17 protein-coding genes are annotated in these 18,730 nt (G+C 75.5%); 7 read left to right on the top strand and 10 right to left on the bottom strand.

Annotation, left to right across the window (positions count from 1 at the left end):
* Nucleotides 1-189: 189 nt before the first annotated feature.
* The 7 genes from ACFRQN_RS24635 to ACFRQN_RS24605 form a co-directional block, all read right to left on the bottom strand.
* The gene (locus tag ACFRQN_RS24635; RefSeq protein WP_049656540.1) at nucleotides 190-387 is read right to left on the bottom strand and encodes a thiazolylpeptide-type bacteriocin; all 198 of its coding nucleotides are present in this window, start codon (nucleotides 385-387) and stop codon (nucleotides 190-192) included.
* A 580-nt stretch (nucleotides 388-967) separates the two neighbouring features.
* Entirely contained in the window at nucleotides 968-3,547 is a 2,580-nt protein-coding gene (lanL, locus tag ACFRQN_RS24630) for a class IV lanthionine synthetase LanL (RefSeq protein ID WP_380742158.1), read from the bottom strand.
* A gap of 55 nt (nucleotides 3,548-3,602) precedes the next feature.
* Nucleotides 3,603-3,770: an SflA family class IV lanthipeptide gene (locus ACFRQN_RS24625; protein WP_198959379.1), complete on the bottom strand. Its 168-nt coding sequence runs from the start codon at nucleotides 3,768-3,770 to the stop codon at nucleotides 3,603-3,605.
* 177 nt (nucleotides 3,771-3,947) lie between these two features.
* Nucleotides 3,948-4,859 (bottom strand): squalene/phytoene synthase family protein, encoded by a 912-nt coding sequence (locus ACFRQN_RS24620; protein ID WP_380742155.1) that lies wholly within the window; start codon nucleotides 4,857-4,859, stop codon nucleotides 3,948-3,950.
* Between the two features lie 137 nt (nucleotides 4,860-4,996).
* On the bottom strand, nucleotides 4,997-5,542 hold the full coding sequence (locus tag ACFRQN_RS24615) for a hypothetical protein (protein WP_380742153.1): 546 nt from the start codon (nucleotides 5,540-5,542) through the stop codon (nucleotides 4,997-4,999).
* Between the two features lie 133 nt (nucleotides 5,543-5,675).
* Nucleotides 5,676-6,914, bottom strand: coding sequence for a styrene monooxygenase/indole monooxygenase family protein (locus tag ACFRQN_RS24610; protein ID WP_380742151.1), 1,239 nt, complete (start codon nucleotides 6,912-6,914; stop codon nucleotides 5,676-5,678).
* A 196-nt stretch (nucleotides 6,915-7,110) separates the two neighbouring features.
* On the bottom strand, nucleotides 7,111-7,761 hold the full coding sequence (locus ACFRQN_RS24605) for a pyridoxamine 5'-phosphate oxidase family protein (RefSeq protein ID WP_074003112.1): 651 nt from the start codon (nucleotides 7,759-7,761) through the stop codon (nucleotides 7,111-7,113).
* A 199-nt stretch (nucleotides 7,762-7,960) separates the two neighbouring features.
* On the opposite strand from ACFRQN_RS24605, the gene ACFRQN_RS24600 reads away from it, so the two are divergent.
* Nucleotides 7,961-8,749 carry an aminotransferase class IV gene (locus tag ACFRQN_RS24600; RefSeq protein WP_380742149.1) on the top strand — a complete coding sequence of 263 codons (789 nt, stop codon included), beginning with the start codon at nucleotides 7,961-7,963 and terminating at the stop codon, nucleotides 8,747-8,749.
* Nucleotides 8,750-8,794: 45 nt separating this feature from the next.
* Here ACFRQN_RS24600 and ACFRQN_RS24595 read toward each other — a convergent pair whose 3' ends face one another.
* Nucleotides 8,795-9,967 carry an MFS transporter gene (locus ACFRQN_RS24595; RefSeq protein ID WP_380742147.1) on the bottom strand — a complete coding sequence of 391 codons (1,173 nt, stop codon included), beginning with the start codon at nucleotides 9,965-9,967 and terminating at the stop codon, nucleotides 8,795-8,797.
* A gap of 223 nt (nucleotides 9,968-10,190) precedes the next feature.
* Here ACFRQN_RS24595 and ACFRQN_RS24590 point away from each other — a divergent pair, with 223 nt between their 5' ends.
* Entirely contained in the window at nucleotides 10,191-11,555 is a 1,365-nt protein-coding gene (locus ACFRQN_RS24590) for an FAD-dependent oxidoreductase (RefSeq protein WP_049657544.1), read from the top strand.
* A gap of 172 nt (nucleotides 11,556-11,727) precedes the next feature.
* Here the strand turns inward: ACFRQN_RS24590 and ACFRQN_RS24585 are convergent, their stop codons facing one another.
* Complete coding sequence (locus tag ACFRQN_RS24585; protein WP_380742144.1) at nucleotides 11,728-12,345, bottom strand: TetR-like C-terminal domain-containing protein; 618 nt, start codon at nucleotides 12,343-12,345, stop codon at nucleotides 11,728-11,730.
* 329 nt (nucleotides 12,346-12,674) lie between these two features.
* On the opposite strand from ACFRQN_RS24585, the gene ACFRQN_RS24580 reads away from it, so the two are divergent.
* Nucleotides 12,675-12,890, top strand: a complete 216-nt coding sequence (locus tag ACFRQN_RS24580) for a hypothetical protein (RefSeq protein WP_049657541.1) — start codon at nucleotides 12,675-12,677, stop codon at nucleotides 12,888-12,890.
* A 104-nt stretch (nucleotides 12,891-12,994) separates the two neighbouring features.
* Here ACFRQN_RS24580 and ACFRQN_RS24575 read toward each other — a convergent pair whose 3' ends face one another.
* Entirely contained in the window at nucleotides 12,995-15,052 is a 2,058-nt protein-coding gene (locus ACFRQN_RS24575; protein WP_380742141.1) for an ATP-binding protein, read from the bottom strand.
* A 304-nt stretch (nucleotides 15,053-15,356) separates the two neighbouring features.
* On the opposite strand from ACFRQN_RS24575, the gene ACFRQN_RS24570 reads away from it, so the two are divergent.
* The 4 genes from ACFRQN_RS24570 to ACFRQN_RS24555 all read left to right on the top strand — a co-directional run bounded on the left by ACFRQN_RS24570 (nucleotide 15,357) and on the right by ACFRQN_RS24555 (nucleotide 18,722).
* A complete protein-coding gene (locus tag ACFRQN_RS24570; RefSeq protein WP_049657537.1) occupies nucleotides 15,357-15,749 on the top strand; it encodes a DUF302 domain-containing protein in 393 nt (130 codons plus the stop codon).
* A 10-nt stretch (nucleotides 15,750-15,759) separates the two neighbouring features.
* Nucleotides 15,760-16,602: a universal stress protein gene (locus ACFRQN_RS24565; protein ID WP_380742139.1), complete on the top strand. Its 843-nt coding sequence runs from the start codon at nucleotides 15,760-15,762 to the stop codon at nucleotides 16,600-16,602.
* An 80-nt stretch (nucleotides 16,603-16,682) separates the two neighbouring features.
* Entirely contained in the window at nucleotides 16,683-17,459 is a 777-nt protein-coding gene (locus ACFRQN_RS24560) for an NAD(P)-binding domain-containing protein (RefSeq protein ID WP_380742137.1), read from the top strand.
* Nucleotides 17,460-17,621: 162 nt separating this feature from the next.
* The gene (locus tag ACFRQN_RS24555) at nucleotides 17,622-18,722 is read left to right on the top strand and encodes a branched-chain amino acid aminotransferase (RefSeq protein ID WP_049652417.1); all 1,101 of its coding nucleotides are present in this window, start codon (nucleotides 17,622-17,624) and stop codon (nucleotides 18,720-18,722) included.
* The last annotated feature ends 8 nt before the right edge of the window (nucleotides 18,723-18,730 follow it).

Raw genomic sequence — 18,730 nt, 5'->3', positions numbered from 1 at the left:
CGGTTCCCTCCGACGGGGCCTGGCGGCGCGTCTCGTGGGACTGGTCGGCTGCGGCGACCGGGACGGGCCTGGGTACGCGGGACGAACCCGACGCGTCCGGGTGGACGCGCCGGGTTCCGTCCTGATGCGCTGGCACCGGCCCCGGAAGGCCTGGCCGGCAGGCCCGGCGTACAACCGGACCCTAGGACGTCAGGCGGTCGGCACGTCCGGCAGCTGCGGCTGCGCGCAGGAGGACGAGCCCTGGCAGGAGCAGGAGCCCCAGGACGCGCCGTTCTCCGGCAGCGCGACGGTGTCGCGCAGCGAGGTGACGGTCAGCTCGCTGAGGTCGAGGTCCTGAAGGTCGAGGCCCTCGGTGGCAGCGGTACGGGACGTGGTGGTGTCGGACATGGCGAACTCCCTCGGATGGGCAGGCGTGCCGGTCGGACCGGAAGGTGTGCCTGCGAGCGGGTGCTGCGGAATGTGCCGGGTCCCCCGTGGGTGCGCCGCACTCGGGCCGCTCGGACCCGGGCTTCGCGCCGCCCGAGAACGAATCTAGGCACCCGGCGGCGCCCGGCGGTACGGCCGACCGGCACCTTGGCCGGGAGCCCGTACCCCGTCGGCTCAAGACCGGTCCGGCTCAAGCGGCACTCCAGCGGCCCCCCACGGGCCCCCGACCACGGCCCGGCCCGGGCGCGACCGGCGCCGGCTCCGCGCGGCGTCCGTCCGTCCTGTTTCCGGTCCGCGGACTCGTCGGCGGGGCTCGCCGGGGAGGACCGGCCGTGCGACGACACGGATGGGATCAACGGCCCTCGGCAGGATCGACACCCGTGGTCGGGGCGTGCTCGTACGCAACCCGGCCCAGGACGTCCTGCGGGGCTTCTCGACCGATCCTGGATCCCGCGTCGAGCGGCGCTCGTCCGACGGCATGCGGAAGCCCGGCCGGGGACGGGACGTGGGCCTGCCTTCGGACTCGCGCCCCCGGGACCGCTCAGTGCAGCGGCAGCAGCCCCGGGACCGGGCCGCCCCGCCGGGCCAGGCGGCGCAGGAAGGTCGTGACGCCGGGGGTGCCGACCGCCCAGGCCCGGGCCTCCGTGTCCGGCCGGCGGCCGGGCAGCAGTGGCCGGTTCGGCGCGCCGCCCGCCCGGGTGAGGACCAGCTCCGCCACCTCCTGGGCGGCGGCCCAGTGCCGGGCCTCGCCGGTGGCCACCGCGAGGTCGACGCAGAGGTCCCCGACGCCCGCGAGGCCGCAGCAGCGGAAGACCTGCGCGGTCCTCGGGGCGAGCGTCCGGCAGGTGTCGGCGGCGTCGGCGGCCAGCGCCGTCAGCGCGTCGTCGCCGTACTGCCGGCCGGCCTGGACCAGCAGGGTGCCGAGCCCGGCCAGCCCCCGGCACCAGGAGAGGTAGCGGCGGGTCGCCCCGGGTGCGCGGGCGGCGGCGATGATGCCGGGGAGGTCGGCCGCGAGGCCGTCCACGATCTCCCGGGCGGTGCGCCGGGACGCCTCGTCGGGCATCGCGAGCAGGAAGTGGGCGACGCCCGCGCGGCCGTGCGCGAAGCCCTCCGCGAGGGCGGCGGTGCCGGGGTTGGGCTCCTCCCCGAGGTCGTCCAGCGGACGGCCGACCAGTTCGGCGGCGCAGTCGGCCGCCGCCGCCCGGTGCGCTCCCGTCTCCGGGCCGAGCCCGGCGAGCAGCAGGTGCCCGGTGCCGATCCCGGCCGTCCCCGCGATCTGGTCGACGCCCGTGCCCTCGTACCGGCGGGGCGCCGGGGGCTGGGTGCCCAGCGCGGCGGCCGCCTCGGCGAGGAACAGGTCGACGCCCGTACGGCCCTGGTGGAGCGAGCCGTCCAGGTGGTCGAGGGCCGGGTGGGCGGCCGTCCAGGCGGCCAGGTCGGCGGCGGCGGAGCGGGCGTCCGGGCGGTCCGGGTGCTGGAGGAGTTCGAGGCCGAGGCCGGCGGCGCCGTCGTACAGCGAGAGCAGGGTCCGGGGCCGCTCGGCGCCCGGGTCGGCGGCGAGCAGCTCGCGGGCCATCCGGACGCAGGTGGTGACGGTGTGGTCGAGCGCGCCGTCCAGGACGCTCCGCCGGGTCTCCGCGTTCCACCGGGCGTGGCGGGCCCGCCGGGTCGGCACCGTCCCCTCCCGCAGCCGGGCCGCCGTGGCCGCACGCCTCGCCGGGTCGAGGCTCAGCAGGCCCTCGACGAGTTCCGCGGCCGGGTGCCCGGGCTCCGGGAGGGCGGCGCGCAGGCAGGCCAGGGTGCGGTCGCGGTTGGTCGCCGGGTCGGGGTCGATCACCACCGGGTCGAGGCCGGTGAGGGCGTGGTGCAGGGTGGCGCCCAGCGCGTAGTGGTCCTCGGTGGGGTCCTCCCCGGTGGCGCCGGGCAGGCCGTAGCCGGCGGTGGCGCCCGGCGGGCGGTCGCCGTCGAAGGCGCTCACGCCGAAGTCGACCAGCGCGGGCCGGCCGTCCCGGTCGAGCACGACGTTCGCGGGCTTGAGGTCGCAGACCACCACGCCGCGCGCGTGCACCGCGTCCAGCACCCGCAGCAACGCGCGCGCCAGCGTCCACCAGTCCCGCCCGCCCGCGCCGCCAGCGGAACCCGCGCAGCCAGCGTCTCCCGCCTCGGCGCCGTACGGGCCGGCGGTGAGCACCTCACGGCGCAGGTCGGTCCGCCCGCGGGCGGTGCTGACCAGGTACTCGTCGGTGCCGTGCCGGAAGTAGTCGACCAGCGCGGGCACTCCGGGGACCCCGGCCAGCGCGTCGAGCACCCGGCGCTCGTGCCGCAGCCGGCCGCGCGCGTCGGTGCCCGCGCCGTCCTCGGCGACGAAGGCCCGGGCCTGCTTGACCACCACCTCGCGCCCGGTGGCGAGGTGGACCGCGCGGTAGACGTGGCCGCTCGGCGCGCGGGTGATGCCGGCGGTGATCCGGTAGCGGCCGTCGCCGACCCGGGTGGTCGCCGGGCGGGCGGGGGCGCCGGGCGCCTCGAACGGGTCGCTCGCCCAGGGCGGTCGGCGGTAGCGGGCCTCGGCGAGGCCGGGGAACAGCGCGCCGTCCGGGCCGGCCATGCCGGCCTGGGCCTCATCGTCGGTGACCCGGAACGGGCCGTAGCGGTAGTGCACCGGGGCGTCCGGCCGGACCCGGCGATCGCTGACCACGGCGGGGCCCTCCCGGCCGGCCAGCGCCTGCGCCAACTCCAGCCCCAGGGCGCGGACTTCCTCGGGCCGGGGGTAGACCGTGACGGCCTTGCCCACGGCGGCGGCGCCGTGCCGGCCGCTGTTGAGCTCCCACAGCGCGGCCGTGCTCACCGCGAACTTCACGTCGCAGACCCGGCCGAGCAGGATCGGGAGCGCCGTGTCCAGCAGCGCTTCGAAGCCGTCCGGGCGGGCGGAGAGGTGCAGCTTCCAGCCGTGGGCGAGCTCCGGCATGCGCGGGTCCCGGAGGTACCACCACTGGCCGTCGGTGCGCAGCGGGCGGTGCGGGCCGGGCGCGCGGGCGGCCAACTGCTCGGCCCTGCTGCCCAGTTGCTCCCGCAGTGCGTCCTGGTGCGCCTCGGCGGAGCCGGGGTCGGGCGGTGCGTTCATGGTTCCGTCCTCCCCCGGTCCGCCGTGGTCCGCCGTTCGTTCGGATCCGGGTGGATCAGGCGTTGAACTCACAGGGGAAGCGGGTCGGGACGTAGGTCACCCACGGCTCGCCCAGGCAGGCGGCGGGCGCGAGGTCGGCGTCGAACTCGTCCTCGAAGACGATGGCGTCCTCGTCGATCTCCAGCGGGCCGGCGTCGCGGATGTCGGTCAGCAGGGCACTCATGGGGGTCCTCCCAATCATTCAGGTGGTTGGGTCCTGCGTGCTGAGCGCGCTCATGCTAGCCAGGCCACCCGACCCGGGACAGGGAGCTGACGGACCCGCCGGATCGACTACGACAAAGGGAGGTTCCGTTTGTGGACGCCGGCTCCCGCCCGCGCCCACCGGGACGACACGAGCCGGTCAGCCGCGCACGCGGCGGGCCCGGAGGTACTCGCGGGCCAGCAGGCGCAGCGCGGCGGGCTTCGCCGGGCCCGCCGAACGGCGCAGCAGGGCGCCGAGGTCGGCGCGGGCGGCGGCGCTGGTGAGCTCCTCCACGCCGACGATGCAGCGGACCATCGGGCGGTGGGCGGGCGGCACCCGGTCGATCACGGCCCGGCCCTCGGCGAGGCTGCGGTCGGCCCGGTCGAGCAGGGCGGCGAGCAGGGCCCGTACGGCGGGCAGGTCGCGGGCCTGTTCCAGGTCGGCTCGGGTGACGCCGTGCTCCCGGAGGGTCTGCTCGGGGATGGTCAGCCGGCCCTCGGCGAGGTCCTCGGCGAGGTCGTTGACGAAGTCGAGCCGCTGGCTGCCGTCGATGAAGGTGCGGCAGGCGGCGCGGTAGTCGCGCTGGTCCCCGTCCGGGCCGAGCAGGGCGGCAACCACCATGAAGCCGGGCAGCGAGTACCCGTCGATGTAGGCCTGGTGGTCCTCCTCGGTGGCGAACCCGGTGAAGTCCAGGTCGGCCCCGGTCGCGGCGAGGAAGTCCAGCACCCGGTCCCGCAGCACGGGGTGGGCGGCGACGCTGTTCAGCAGGGGGCGCAGCTCGGGGTCGTCGGTGCGGCCCGCGGCGAGACTGTCGGTGACCAGCCGCTGCCAGCGGGCGGAGGCCGCCCGGCGTTCGGCGAGCGGGCCGCTGTCGAGCAGGGTGTCGGTGCGGTGCATGAAGGCGGCGGCGGCGATCACGTGCGGGACCGTCCGGGCGGGCAGCAGCAGGTCGGCGGCGAGCGCGACCTCCCGCTTGTACCGGGCGACCTGTTCCCGCTGCCGGCCGTAGTCGGCCCGCAGCCCGGCATCCCGCACCCCGGCCGCGTCCAGCGCCCGCTCCCACCTGCCCACTCGGTCCACCCCATCGTTTGTTCGACGGGGGTCGAGCGTAGCCGGTGGGAGCGGGAGGACCTATTCGGGCTCCCGGGGCCGTGCGGTCCCGGACCGCGGCCCCCGCGGCGCCGGACCGCAGGGCCCAGGGGCGCCGGTCAGCGCTGGCGGATCGCGGAGAACCCGCAGGCCGGGGTGCAGAGGGTGACGATGCCGCTGTAGCGGTGGGTGGTCCGGCCCCGGGTGACGCTGTGCACGGTGTGCTTCTCGCGCAGGTTGAGCTCCCGGCAGCGCGGGCAGGCGGCACCGACCGGCTGGCCCCACGGGCGGTTCGGGTTGAGCTTGGCGATCGAGACGACCATCAGGACGGCGGCCACGCCCGCGCCGCCGAAGCCGACCACCCGCCACACGCCGTTCCCGGACTCCCGACGGTCGATCATCTCGTCGTACGAATAGGTGCCCCCGCCGCCGCGGCTGGACCATATCCGGCACTCGCTGTGCCGGGTCATGGTCTTGCCGTCACAGGTCGGCGGGGTGTCCGGGTCCGCCTTGCCGACCACCAGGGCCAGGAAGAAGCCGAGTGCGATCAACAACCCGAACAGGACCACGGCGACGGTCCGACTGCGCCCGGTGTGCAGCCGTTTGCGCTCGTTGTACGCCGTATCGATCACTGCCTGGGCCATGTTGCCCCCGTCGACCGCCACTGGCTCTCCTCCTGGTGTCCGCTTCGCCCGCCCGGCCCGTGGTGCCGGGCCGGAGGCGCCCCTCGGGTGGGGGCGAGAAGAACCCACCACGAAGGGCGTTTGCTTGTACGGAACTTGGGAAGAACTTGACCTTTCAGTCCTCCGCCGCAACCGAGGCCAGGTAGGCCTCCGCCCTGGCCGGGTCGAAGTACCACTCCTCCAGGTCCGCCGGGTCGTTGAAGGCGTTGGCGAACCGGTGGGCCACGGCGGGCAGCGAACCCCCCGCCCCGAGGATCCGGAGGACGTGCGGGGGCGGCGGGGCGAGCAGTTCGTTGCTCCAGGTGGTGGAGGGGGCGGCGGTTCGCCAGAACCCGTCGAAGGCCGCCTGCTGGAAGGCCCGGTCGAAGGGCCTGTCGCCGTGGGCGAGGATCGCCGCCAGGTAGCCGGCGGCGCACTTGGCGGCGTTGTTGGAGCCCTGGCCCGCGATCGGGTCGTTGAGGACGACCACGTCCGCGACGCCCAGCACCGTGCCACCGCCGGGCAGTTCGCCGATCGGACGGCGCACCCCCGGGGCGAAGCGCCCGGCCAGCGTCGCTCCGGCGTCGGTGAGTTCGACGCCGGCGCGGGTGCGGTCGTACTCCCAAGGCGTGAAGGCCTTCATCAACTCCAGTGTCACCCGCAGGTGTTCGGCGGGATCGCGGATCCCGTCGAAGGCGTCCGCCGGGCCGCCGGGAATCGCCTCCCAGACCATGGCGTCGCACGGGCCGGCCTCGGTCAGCGCCGGCACCAGGAAGAGCTCGCCGACGCCCGGCACCAGGTTGCAGCGCACCGCCGGGTAGTCGTGCTCGGGGCGCGGACCGAGCCCGTGCACATAGCTGGCCGCCAGCGCGCGCTGCGGCCGCTCGTACGGGGAGCGCTCGTGGTCGCGCTCGAACAGCGAGGCCAGCGCGCCCTTTCCGGAGGCGACCAGCACCAGGTCGTACGAGCCGACCAGGTTCTGCAGGTCGGCCGCGGTCACCTGGCGCAGCTCCACCCGGCCGCCGCGCTCCGCGAACAGCTCCAGCCAGGTGGACATCTTCAGCCGCTGGTCGACGGACTGCGCGTAGGCGTCCAGCCGCCCGACCCAGTCCACCGCCCGCTCCGCCTCCGGCCCGGCGACCGACACCCCGAGGCCCTCGATCCGGGGCGCCCGGTCGGCCCACAGGTCCAGGCCGAGGGCCCGCTCGGTGCGCAGCGCGGAGTCGAACATGCACTGGCTGGACATCACCCGACCGCCGCGCACCTCCTCCGGGCCGCGGTCGGTCAGCACGGTCACGTCGTAGCCGTGCGCCTGTAGCCCCAGGGCCAGTTGGAGTCCGGCCTGCCCTGCGCCGACGATCAGAACTCTGCGCATCGCCCCTGCTCTCCTGGTGGTACGTCCCGGACGGCGGCCCGGACGGACCGGCCGTCTCCGGCCTGCTTACCAGTCATCGGGGCCACCCGTCCACGGGCCGTACCGACGCTTGTTCCCGCCCCTTGCCGGCACTCGTTCCCGTCCCTTGCCGGCGCTCGTCCACGGCCCGTCGCGGCACCCGCGTCCTCGGCCCGCCTCACCCCGTGACCAGCCGCCGGCCGCTGACCTCCTCCGGGCGGATCCGCACCCAGCGCGGCCGCACCCCGCCCGCCCAGGGGGCCGCGCCGGGCAGCCCGGCCAGCCGGTCGAGCTCGGCGGGGTCGTCCACGTAGTGCGCCGGGCCGAGGGCGAGCACGCTCCAGCCGCGCCCGAGGTACTCGTCGATGTGGTCGACCTGGAAGGAGACCGCGGCCCCCTCCACCGGGGCGGCGGCGTCGTGCTCGCCGGTGCGGTAGGCGAAGGAGCCTTGGTCCACCACGTAGTTGACCGGCAGCACCACCGGCCCCGGCTCGACCGGCAGGGCGATCCGGCCGATGCCGTGGCCGCCGACCAGCTGCCAGCACTCCGGCTCGGTGAGGTCGAGCAGCCGGGGGCGCGGGCCGGGGCCGCCCTGGCCGGGCGCGGCGTCGGCACGGCCGGACCGCAGCTCGCCCGGGGTGGTGTCGAGGGCGGCGGCGATCCGGACGAAGCCCGCCGGGTCGAAGCCGGGCCCCGCCTCCAGCAGGCACCGCAGGTAGCGGGGGGCCATCGCGGCCCGGTTGGCCAGGGCCTCCTCGCTGAGGCCCAGCTGCTCGCGCCGTTCGGCGATCCGACGGGCGACGGCGGCGGGGTCGGGGGTGTCGTTCACGGTGGTGACTCCTCGGCTGGCCGGGGGCCGTCTGGCCGCGTCCGGGCGTTGACCAGGGCGGATCCATCCAAGCGCCCGGCCCCCGGCAAGTCGAGCAACGGCCCGGCCCCGTGCGTGTCGGTCCGCGCCCCCGGGCCGCCGGTGCCCCCGGAGCGGAAACCCGGGGCCGGACGGGCCCCGCTGTGGAAGCATGGCGCGGGTGCTGACCATAGAGATCAACGGCCGCCGGGCGGACGCGGAGAGCGTGTACCGGGTGGCGACGCGGAACTTCGGGCACTTCACGTCGATGCAGGTGCGCGACGGGGCGGTCCGCGGCCTGGACCTGCACCTGGAGCGGCTGGAGACGGCGTCGCGCGCGCTGTTCGGCGAGGGGATCGCGTGCGACGGCGGAACGATCCGGGGGCTGATCGGACGGGCGCTCGGCGCGGACCGTGACGCGTCGGTCCGGGTCACCGTCGCCGCGCGGCTCGACGACCCGCTGTCGCCCGACGTCATGGTGGCCGTCTCCGACCCCGTCCCCGACGCGCCCCAACCCGCGCCGCGCGTCCGCACGGTGACGTACGAACGCGAACTTCCCCACGTCAAGCACCTCGCGACGATGGGCCTGAGCTACCAGCCCCTCCAGGCCCGGGCCGCGGGCTTCGACGACGTCCTGTTCGTCGGGCGGGACGGGCGCCTGAGCGAGGGCTCGATCTGGAACGTCGCCTTCTGGGACGGCCGGCAGGTCGTCTGGCCGGAGGCGGACGTACTGCCCGGCATCACGATGCAGCTGCTGCGGCACGGTCTGACCCGGCTCGGGCTGCCCTGGGAGGTCCGGCCCCTGACCGTCGACGACCTGCCGGGCCTGGGCGCCGCCGCGGCGACCAACTCGATCTGCCCCTGCCAGCCGCTGGCCGCCATCGACGGCACCTCCTTCCCCGCCGACGGGGGCGCCCTGGCCGAAGCCCTCGCCGCCGCCTGGGCCGTGATCCCCTGGGAAGCGGTCTGAACACACCGGCCCGTCCGGCCCCGCGGGAGTGAGGTCCGGGACCGGCTACCCCTTGGTCCTCCGGTCGCGCCAGGCCGGGGCGAGCGCGGCGAGCATCACCGCCGCGGTGAGCACGAACGCCCACGGGTAGCCCGTCGCGCCCGCGACCGCGCCGAAGGCGACGGCGCCGACGCCCATGCCCCCGTCGAAGGCGACGTTCCACAGGGCCGTCACGGTGCCGTACCCGGCGGGCGGCACCCGGGCGTACATCAGCGTCAGCGTCGCGTTCTGCGCGACGCCGAAGCCCGCGCCGAACACCGTGGCCCCGGCCACCACGGCGACCGGGCTGCCCGTCGAGGCCAGCAGCAGCACCCCGCCGGCGCAGACCAGCAGGGCGGGCAGCACCAGCCCGGACGCGCCCCGGCGGTCCCCGTACCGCCCGGCCAGCCAGCGGGTCGCCGTCGCGGCCGCGGGCTGGACCAGCAGCGCCGCCGCGACGGCGGCGGCGGACGGCACGGCCAGCGGCAGGAAGGTGACCAGGATCCCGGCCGCCAGCGCCGTCGCGCCGAACACCACGGCCGGGCGCAGCAGCGCGCCGCTGCGCAGCCCCTCCCGCAGGCCCACCGTCGGCCCGTCGGCCCGGGTGCGGTCCGGCAGCGCCGGGACGGAGACGACGGCGGCCAGCGGCGCCGCCGCGCCGATCGCGAACACCCAGCCCCAGCCGACGTGCTGGGCCAGCCAGACACCGAGCGGCTGACCGGCCAGGGCGGTCAGCCCGGAGACCAGCCCGACCAGGGCGAGCCCCTCGCCGCGCCGTTCGGCCGGGATCAGCGCGGCGGTCAGCGCCCCGCCCGCGACCAGCGCGACGGCGAAGCCGAGCCCGCGCAGCAGACAGACCGCGACCACCGCCGCCATGCCGCCGGTCCAGGCGAGCACCAGGGTGGGCGCGCCCAGCAGCACCAGCCCGGCCGCCAGCGCCCAGCGGTGGCCGAACCTCGCGGTCAGCGACGGGGTGGCCAGCTCGCCGACCACGGTGGCGAACATCAGCGCGCCGGTGGCCAGACCCGCCGCGTGCTCGCCGCCGCCGGACTCCTGGGCGTACAACGGGACGGCGGAGAGCAGCAGGTTGAACCCGGTGGTGCAGCCGAAGAGGGAGACGAGGCGCACCAGCAGCGCCCACGTCACCAGCGGCGGCCGGGCGCGGCCGGAGCCCGCCGCGGAGGCGGTGGTGGTGGTCACCCGGCGACGCTACCGGCCCGCACGGGCCGCCGGTAGAGCCCCATCCGAAGCCGCCGGGACACCGCCGGGACGCCGTCGGAGCCCCGGCCGGACCCGCGCCGAGGCCATAGGCCAGCCCTATGACCCCATAGATCATCACCACCTACTTCCCAGGTCATCCGTAGGGTTTGCTACAAAGGTTCAGACCACGTTTGCATCGCGCCCGACCGGAGGACCACTCGTCATGCCCCGCCCGATCCGAGTCGCGATCGTCGGAGCCGGCCCCGCCGGCATCTACGCCGCGGATGCCCTGCTGAAGTCCGACGCCGCCCAGGACCCCGGTGTCTCCATCGACCTGTTCGAGCGGATGCCCGCCCCGTTCGGTCTGATCCGCTACGGGGTCGCCCCCGACCACCCGCGCATCAAGGGCATCGTCACCGCCCTGCACCAGGTGCTCGACAAGCCCCAGGTCCGGCTGTTCGGCAACGTCGACTACCCGAACGACCTCGCCCTGGACGACCTGCACCGCTTCTACGACGCCGTGGTCTTCTCCACCGGCGCGATGGCCGACCGCGCCCTGGACATACCCGGCATCCACCTCGACGGCTCCTACGGCGCGGCCGACTTCGTCTCCTGGTACGACGGCCACCCGGACGTGCCCCGGACCTGGCCGCTGGAGGCCGAGAAGGTCGCCGTGCTCGGCGTCGGCAACGTCGCCCTGGACGTCGCCCGGGTCCTCGCCAAGACCGCCGACGAGCTGCTGCCCACCGAGATCCCGCCGAACGTCTACGAGGGCCTGCGGCGCAACCGGGCCGTCGAGGTGCACGTCTTCGGCCGCCGCGGCCCCGCCCAGGCCAAGTTCAGCCCGATGGAACTGCGCGAGCTGGACCACTCCCCCACCATCGAGGTGATCGTCGCCCCCGAGGACATCGAGTACGACGACGGCTCGATCGCCGAGCGCCGCGCGGTCAAGCACGTCGACCTGGTCGCCTCGACGCTGGAGAACTGGGCGATCCGCGACGTCGGCGACCGCCCGCACCGGGTGTACCTGCACTTCTTCGAGTCCCCGGTCGAGGTGCTCGGCGAGGACGGCAAGGTGGTCGGCCTGCGCACCGAGCGCACCGAACTGGACGGCACCGGCAACGTGCGCGGCACCGGCGCCTTCACCGACTGGGACGTCCAGTCGGTCTACCGCGCGGTCGGCTACTACTCCGACGAGCTGCCCAAGCTGCCCTTCGACCCGGCCTCGGGCACCGTCCCGCACCAGGCCGGACGGGTCCTGGACGGCGACGGCTCGCACCGCACCGCCACGTACGTCACCGGCTGGATCAAGCGCGGCCCGGTCGGCCTGATCGGCCACACCAAGGGCGACGCCAACGAGACCGTCGCCTGCCTGCTGGACGACCACGCGGCCGACCGCCTGCCCGGCGCCGTCGAACCGGAGCCGGCGGCCGTCGAGGAGCACCTGCGCGCGCAGGGCGTCCGCTTCACCACCTGGGACGGCTGGAAGCTGCTGGACGCCCACGAGCGCGCGCTCGGCGAGGCCGAGCAGCGCGAGCGGGTCAAGGTCGTCGAGCGCGAGTCCATGCTCCGCCACAGCGGGGCCTGAGCCGCGGCGGGCCCGGGCGCCCGAGCCCGGGCCCGGCACGGACCGCCACCGCCACCGCCACCGCCACCGCCACCGCCGAATCCCACGGGAATTCCGTCCGGAACACAGGAACACACCCGTGGGATTCCGCCGGCGGCCCGCGGATTTCCCGGCGTACCCGGGAGCGCCCCCGTCAGGGGCGGACGATCGGCAGCAGCAGCTCGTCCACGATCTCCGCCGGATCGAGCTGCGTCGCCTCCCCGCCGCACATCTTGATCCGGTACAGCATCAGCGCCGGCACCAGGTCGGTGACCAGCGGGGTGACCGCCCCGGCGCGGACCTCGCCGCGCGTGGTGCCGCGGTCCAGCACCTCGGCGAGCAGCGCCGTCGTCGGCTCGACCACCCGCTCCAGCACGATCTCCACGAAGGCGTGCGCCCGCTGGTGGTCGAGCTCGCTCATGATGGCCCGCACCGCGGCGCCCAGCTCGCTGACCATCGCCGCCCGCAGCCGGGTGACCACCTCCAGCAGGTCCCCGCGCAGGCTGCCGGTGTCGGGGGCCGGGCCGGAGGGCGGCAGGCTGGCCCGCAGCGCGTCCATGACCAGCTCCTCCTTGGAGGACCAGCGGCGGTAGAGCGCGGCCTTGCCGGTCTGGGCGGCGGCGGCCACCCCCTCCATGGTGAGCCGGGCGTAGCCGTCGGTGGTGAGCTGTTGGAGGACCGCCTCGTAGATGGCGCTCTCCAGCGCCTCGCCGCGCCGCCGCAGCGGGGCGCCCGTCACCGGTCCGTGTCCGGTATCCGTCTCAGCGGTCATGGTTGCGCACCTTCTTCAATCGCCTTTCCTCGATCCCCGTCGCTCCCCGCATTCGCCCGCGGATCTCCGGGACATCCCTGGTCGGCCGCGCGCACGGTGAAGCATTTCGTATATCACGGACATCGCGGGGGGCCACTGTCGATGTTAGTGAACGAACCCGTTCCCGCCGACGCCGCATATCAGAATTTCGATCATGCGTTCGATCCGATGGAGTTCCCGCACGTCGGGACCGGGACAGGACCGTGGCCTCATGCGGCTGGGGCGGGACGGGCGGTGGCATGGGGGTGCGGGTTGAAGCGGACCGCCTGCGGAACCCCGTGGAGGACCCCATGACCGACAGAACGGCCAACACCGCGCTGATGGCCGCCGGCGTCGCCGCGGTCTTCGCCGCGGTGAGCATCGCCGCCGCCCTCCGGGCGTGCAAGTGCCCGGTCCGGGGCGGCGAGAGCGCCTCGGAGACGGGACGGAGCCACCGTCCCGGCCCCGGCAGCAGCTCGTCCCCCGGCAGCCACCCCCACGGCTGCACTCCCCCCAACTGCCATTGACCCCCTCGTCCTCCCCTTCCTCGGAAGCACCGATCCCGCCCCCGGCCGTCACCCGTCGCGCCGGGGGCCTCTTCGTTGGCCCCCGGCCGGGAAGGACCAGCCCCTCAGCCGCTCGCGGGCCTGCGCGGGAGCACCGCGTGCACCCGGGTGCCGCGCCGCAGGGCGTCCACGGTGCAGCTGCCGCCGATCTCCGCGGCCCGCTCCGACATCGACTGCAGCCCCACCCCCGGGTGCACCGGGATCCCGTGGTCCGGGCCCCGCCCGTCGTCCTCGACCTCGAGTTCCAGGTGCCCGGCGTCCACCCGCACGGACACCGTGGCGCTGCTCGCCCGGGCGTGGCGCACCACGTTGTTGAGCGCCTCCGCGGTGATCCGGTAGACCGCGACCTCGACGGCGGCGGGCAGCGCCGGCAGCGGGTCGGGCTCCAGCCGGGTGGCGACGGCGAGGTCCGGGCCGCTGAAGGTCTCGGCGAGCCGGCCGAGCGCAGTGGACAGGCCGTAGTCGCCCAGCGCCGTGGGCCCGAGCCGGTCGGTGATCCGCCGGACCTCCCGGACCGCCGTGGCGAGGTCGTCCGCGACCCGGTCCAGCACGCCGGAGAAGAGCGCCGGGTCGTCCACCGCGGCGGCGGCCTGGAGGCGCAGCCGCAGCCCGGCCAGCAGCGGGCCGAGGCCGTCGTGGATGTCCCGGCGCAGCTGGCGCCGCTCCTCCTCGCGGGCGGCGACGATCCGCTCGCGGCTGGCCCGCAGGTCCGCCATCAGCTGGAGCGAGGCGACGGCGGGCGCGGCCTGGTCGGCGAGCGAGCGCAGGATGTCGCGGTCGCTGTCGTCGAGCGCCCGCTGCCCCGGGCGCGGGGCGACGGCGAGCCGTCCGATCCGCTCCCCGCGGTGCACCAGCGGGAAGCCCTCGCCGCCGCCGGTGAGCTCCCCGACGGCCGCCAGCGACCGTTCGCCGCTCCGCGTGGAGACGGTCAACTCCACGCCGGGGAGCAGCAGTTCCTCACTGACGGTGCGGCACAGCACGGCCGGCACCTCCTGCGGGTCGACGGTCTGGCTGACCCTCCCGGCGAGGCTGCGCAGCACCTGGTACGGCTGGGCGCGCGAGCCGTAGTACCAGCGGTCGACGACGCCGGAGGCCCAGCGCACGCCCCGGGGCAGGCCGGTCGCGAGCAGGAAGACCGCGGCGACCACCACCAGCGCCCCGAGGCCGGTCCCGGGCATCAGCATGGTGGAGAGCAGGCAGGCCACCACTACGAAGGCCACGGCCAGCCCGGCGGCCACCAGCAGGCCGGTCAGCACCCGCCGGGCGGCCCGGTCGAGCCGCCAGGACCCGTCCCGGACCACCACGGCGGCCAGGGTGAGCGTCCACAGCGCCGAGGTGACCGCGAACGCGGTGTACGCGGCCGTGCCCTGGTCGAAGTAGTAGCCGAGTTCGGCCCCGCCCCACAGCAGGTACACCCCGAGGCCGATCAGGACGTTCTGCCGGCGCCGCCGGGACGCCCCGCGGATCCGCGCGAGCGGGACGAGCACCACCAGGACGGTCAGCGCGACGTACACGACGAGCTGGGTGTCGAGCATCCGGTCGTTGAAGCCCTGCAGCAGGTGCGCGAGGCCGCTGCCCGCGAACGGGTTGGGCCGGCCGAACACGGTCGGCTCGGAGACGTAGTAGCTCGCCGGGGGCAGCCGCCACAGGGCCACGGCGCCGATCGCGAACCACCACCGCCTGCTCGGCAGCGTCCCGAACGGCAGCCACAGCGGCAGCGCGTGCCACAGGGCTCCGCTGACGGTGTCGCACAGTGACGACAGCACCACCACCGCCCCGACCATGCGCGGGTCGCCCCCCTCGACCCAGATCGGGGCCTCGGCCGCGACCGGGAGGATCGTCGCCGCCCCGTACACGAGCAGCACCCAGCCGAGCTGGTTCCCCGGCCGGTGGGCGTGCAGCAGTACTCCACCGGCGACGGCGGCGAGGCCGTACCCGAGCACCGCCAGGTCGTGGGTGGGCACCGAGACCCCGGGCGCGCCGAGGTGGCTCAGCACGTACCCGACCCACAGCCCGCCGGCCACCACGCAGACGAGCGCGCACAGCCCGGCCGCGGCCAGTTGTCGCTCCGCAGGACCGGACCGAGGCCGCCACCAGGCTCTTCGCACGCTCTCCGCAGCCATGAGTCCGCCCCTTCGTCGTCGGGCTCCCGCATATCCCTGAAGTCTGCTCCACCCGTTGTCCCGGGTGCATGAGGCAGCGGCCCCCCGCCGGCCCCCGTGACAGCCGGAGGGCCTCGGCGGCGTCCGCCTGACGGACCGTGCGCGGGCCCGGCGGTCCTGCCGACCCGCGCCGCCACCGCCCGGCGGTCCTCGCCGTACGTCACCGCCGGCACCGCCGCGGCTCGGCCCCGGGAGGCGGCGGGCGCGGCGTCCGCCGATACTGGGGCCGCGACCTCCCAGGCCACCCGACACCCCCGGAGGAACCATGGACTACGGTCTCGGCGTACGGCTCGACCGGCCGTTCGCGCAGGCGGTGGAGGCGGTCACCGCCGCGCTCAAGGAGCAGGGCTTCGGCGTCCTGACCACCATCGACGTCCGGGCGACGCTGCGCGAGAAGATCGGCGCGGAGGTCGAGGACTACCTGATCCTCGGCGCCTGCAACCCCGCCCTCGCCCACCGCGCGCTCCAGGCCGACCGCCGGATCGGGCTGCTGCTGCCCTGCAACGTGGTGGTCCGGACGGACGGCGACGCCACGGTGGTGGAGGCCGTCGACCCGCAGACGATGGTCGCCCTGGCCGGGTCCGGAGGCGGGCTGGGCGAGGTCGCGGACGAGGCGGCGCGGCGGCTGAACGCCGCCCTGGACACGCTGCGCGGATGAGGAGCAGACCATGACCGCACCCGTCGTCGCCGGATTCGACGGCTCGCCCGAGAGCCTCGCCGCCACCGAGTGGGCCGCCCGGGAGGCGCGGCGCCGCGGCTGCCCGCTGGACCTCCTGGAGGCCTGGCCCTGGCCGCACCGGGACGTGGTCGGCAGCGAGGAGACGTACCGCGACGCCCTGGACCGGCTGGAGCTGCGGGCGCGGGAGCTGCGCCCGCTGGCCGGCGACGGGCCGGTCACCTCGGCGATCGTCCCGACCGACCCGGCCGAGGCGCTGGAGGCCGTCGGCAAGTCGGCCGCCCTGCTCGTCCTGGGCTCGCGCGGGCTGGGCGCGGTGCGCGGCTTCCTGGTCGGCTCGGTGAGCCAGGAGGTGCTGCGCCGGGCGGGCTGCCCGGTGGTCCTGGTCCGGGCCGAGGCGGAGGAGTCGGAGGGCCCGGTGCTGGTGGGCCTGGACCTCGCCCATCCGATGGACGACGTGCTGGCCTTCGCCTTCGACGCGGCCGCCCGGCGCCGGGCGCCGCTGCGGGTGGTGCACGTCTGGTCGCCGCCGGCCTCCAGCCAGTACACGGCACTCGAGGCCGTCGGCGGGCTGGGCGAACTCGCCTCCGTCGACCGGGCCCGGTTCGCCGAGCAGGTGACCCCCTGGCGGGAGCGCCACCCCGAGGTGGCGGTGACCGCCGACCTGATCCAGGGCAGCGCCTCCGTCGCCCTGGTGGACGCGGCGGCCGGGGCCCGGCTGCTCGTCGTCGGCCGCCGCGTCCGCCGCACCCTCCTCGGCGCCCACCTCGGCCCGGTCGCCCACGCCGCGATCCACCACGTCCGGTGCCCGGTCGCCCTCGTCCCGCACGGCTGACCGGGGCCCCTGGCCACCGGGTGCCACAGCGGCCACACTGCTGCGGAGAAGATCCGTACCGGACGACGGAGGCAGTCACCGTGCAGCGCATCGGCATCATCGGAGTGGGCGAGATCGGCCGGGCCATCGTGATGGGCCTGCGCCACGGGGAGGAGCCCGGGCTAGAGGTCCTGCTCTCCCCGCGGGGCGCCCGCACCGCCGCCGAGCTGGCGGAGCGCTACGACGGCGTGCGGGTGTGCGCCGACAACCAGGAGGTGGTGGACGGCTCCGACCTGGTGATCGTCGCCCTGCGCCGCCAGGACTGGCGGGCGGCCCTGGCCGGGCTGGTCGTCCCCGACGACCGGGTCGTGGTCAACGTGATCCCGGGCGTCGCCTCCGAGGAGTTGCGCCGGGTGCTGGCCACCGGCGCCGCGCTGACCCACGCGATCCCGCTGCCCACCGTCCGGGAGCGCCGCTGCCTCACCGTCGTCCAGCCCTCCCACCCGGACGCGGACGCCCTGTTCGAGCTGTTGGGCGGGGCGCTGCCGGTCGCGGACGAGGCGGCCCTCAACGTCCTGTCCGCGGTCACCTCGACCCAGACCACCCACTACGCGTTCCTCGCCACGCTCGTCTCCTGGGCCACCGACCAGGGCATCCCCGCGGCGGACGCCGACCGCTTCGTCCGCGGCCTCTACCAGGACGTCGGCCGCTCCCTGGCCGACGGGACGCGGTCGCTGGAGCGGCTCGCGGCCGAGCACGAGACCCCGGGCGGGAGCAACGAGCGGGTGCGCACCACCTGGTTCGACCAGGCGAACTCCGGGGCCCTGCGCGGCACCCTGGACGGCCTGGTCGGCGACCTCCACGGCGGCCACCGGTAGGACGGGAATTCCGGAGCCGCGGGCTCCGGGGAGGGCGACGGTTCCGGACCCGACCGGACCGCGCCGTATCACGTCCGGCTGACGACCGTTAGCATGACGGGTATGACGCCGGTCGTTGGCGTCGGTTCGCACAGAATCCACAGCGGTGTTGAGGAGTTGACGATGAGTCGCGCTTTCCCTCTGTCCCGGACGACCGGTCCCGTTTCCGAGGAGGAGCGACGCACAATCCTCGCCGCGCCGGGCTTCGGCAAGTTCTTCACCGACCACATGGCCTCGGCCACCTGGACGCCCGCCGAGGGCTGGCACGACCACAAGGTCACCGCGCTGGCGCCGTACTCGCTGCACCCGAGCGCCGCCGTGCTGCACTACGCCCAGGAGATCTTCGAGGGGCTGAAGGCCTACCGGCACGCCGACGGCAGCGTCTGGCTGTTCCGCCCGGAGTTCAACGCCCGCCGCTTCGCCCGCTCCGCCGAGCGGCTCGCCCTGCCGGTGCTGCCGGAGGAGGACTTCCTCACCAGCGTCGAGGAGCTGGTCCGCGCGGACGAGGCGTGGGTGCCGAGCTCCCCGGACGAGAAGAGCCTCTACCTGCGGCCGTTCATGTTCGCCTCGGAGGCCTTCCTCGGGGTCCGGCCCGCCGAGCAGATCGCCTACTCGGTCATCGCCAGCCCGGCCGGTCCGTACTTCGCGGGCGGGGTCACCGGCATCACGCTCTGGGTGAGCAGCAACTACACCCGTGCCGGGCGGGGCGGCACCGGCGCCGCCAAGTGCGGCGGCAACTACGCCTCCAGCCTGGCGGCGCAGATCGAGTCCCGGAAGAACGGCTGCGACCAGGTGCTGTTCCTGGACGACACCGGCGGCGAGGGGGACCTGGAGGAGTCCGGCACGATGAACCTGTGCCTGGTCACCTCGGCCGGCGAGCTGGTCACCCCCGCCCTCGGCAACATCCTCGACGGGGTGACCAGGGACTCGATCCTGTCCCTGGCGGGCGAGTTCGGGCTGACGCCGGTGGAGCGCCCGATCACCCTCTCCGAGCTGCGCTCCGGTGCCGCCGACGGCACGGTCACCGAGGTGTTCGCCGCCGGGACGGCCGCGGTGGTCACCCCGATCGTCGGCTTCAAGGGCGAGTCCAAGGGCGAGGGCTACGCGTTCACCATCGGCACCGGCACGCCCGGCAAGCAGACCCTCGCGATCCGCGAGCACATGCTGGACATCCAGTACGGGCGCGCCGAGGACGTCCACGGCTGGATGCGCCGGGTGGTCTGACCTCCCGG

This window comes from Kitasatospora sp. NPDC056800 (assembly GCF_042789775.1).
Lineage (GTDB): Bacteria > Actinomycetota > Actinomycetes > Streptomycetales > Streptomycetaceae > Kitasatospora.
This window is presented reverse-complemented; position numbering and strand designations above follow the sequence as displayed.

What these genes read in the sequence shown, in the direction of transcription:
- ACFRQN_RS24635 (WP_049656540.1), bottom strand. Translation starts at nt 387, where the DNA reads ATGTCCGACACCACCACGTCCCGTACCGCTGCCACCGAGGGCCTCGAC.
- lanL (WP_380742158.1), bottom strand. Translation starts at nt 3,547, where the DNA reads ATGAACGCACCGCCCGACCCCGGCTCCGCCGAGGCGCACCAGGACGCA.
- ACFRQN_RS24625 (WP_198959379.1), bottom strand. Translation starts at nt 3,770, where the DNA reads ATGAGTGCCCTGCTGACCGACATCCGCGACGCCGGCCCGCTGGAGATC.
- ACFRQN_RS24610 (WP_380742151.1), bottom strand. Translation starts at nt 6,914, where the DNA reads ATGCGCAGAGTTCTGATCGTCGGCGCAGGGCAGGCCGGACTCCAACTG.
- ACFRQN_RS24590 (WP_049657544.1), top strand. Translation starts at nt 10,191, where the DNA reads ATGCCCCGCCCGATCCGAGTCGCGATCGTCGGAGCCGGCCCCGCCGGC.
- ACFRQN_RS24585 (WP_380742144.1), bottom strand. Translation starts at nt 12,345, where the DNA reads ATGACCGCTGAGACGGATACCGGACACGGACCGGTGACGGGCGCCCCG.
- ACFRQN_RS24580 (WP_049657541.1), top strand. Translation starts at nt 12,675, where the DNA reads ATGACCGACAGAACGGCCAACACCGCGCTGATGGCCGCCGGCGTCGCC.
- ACFRQN_RS24575 (WP_380742141.1), bottom strand. Translation starts at nt 15,052, where the DNA reads ATGGCTGCGGAGAGCGTGCGAAGAGCCTGGTGGCGGCCTCGGTCCGGT.
- ACFRQN_RS24570 (WP_049657537.1), top strand. Translation starts at nt 15,357, where the DNA reads ATGGACTACGGTCTCGGCGTACGGCTCGACCGGCCGTTCGCGCAGGCG.
- ACFRQN_RS24565 (WP_380742139.1), top strand. Translation starts at nt 15,760, where the DNA reads ATGACCGCACCCGTCGTCGCCGGATTCGACGGCTCGCCCGAGAGCCTC.
- ACFRQN_RS24555 (WP_049652417.1), top strand. Translation starts at nt 17,622, where the DNA reads ATGAGTCGCGCTTTCCCTCTGTCCCGGACGACCGGTCCCGTTTCCGAG.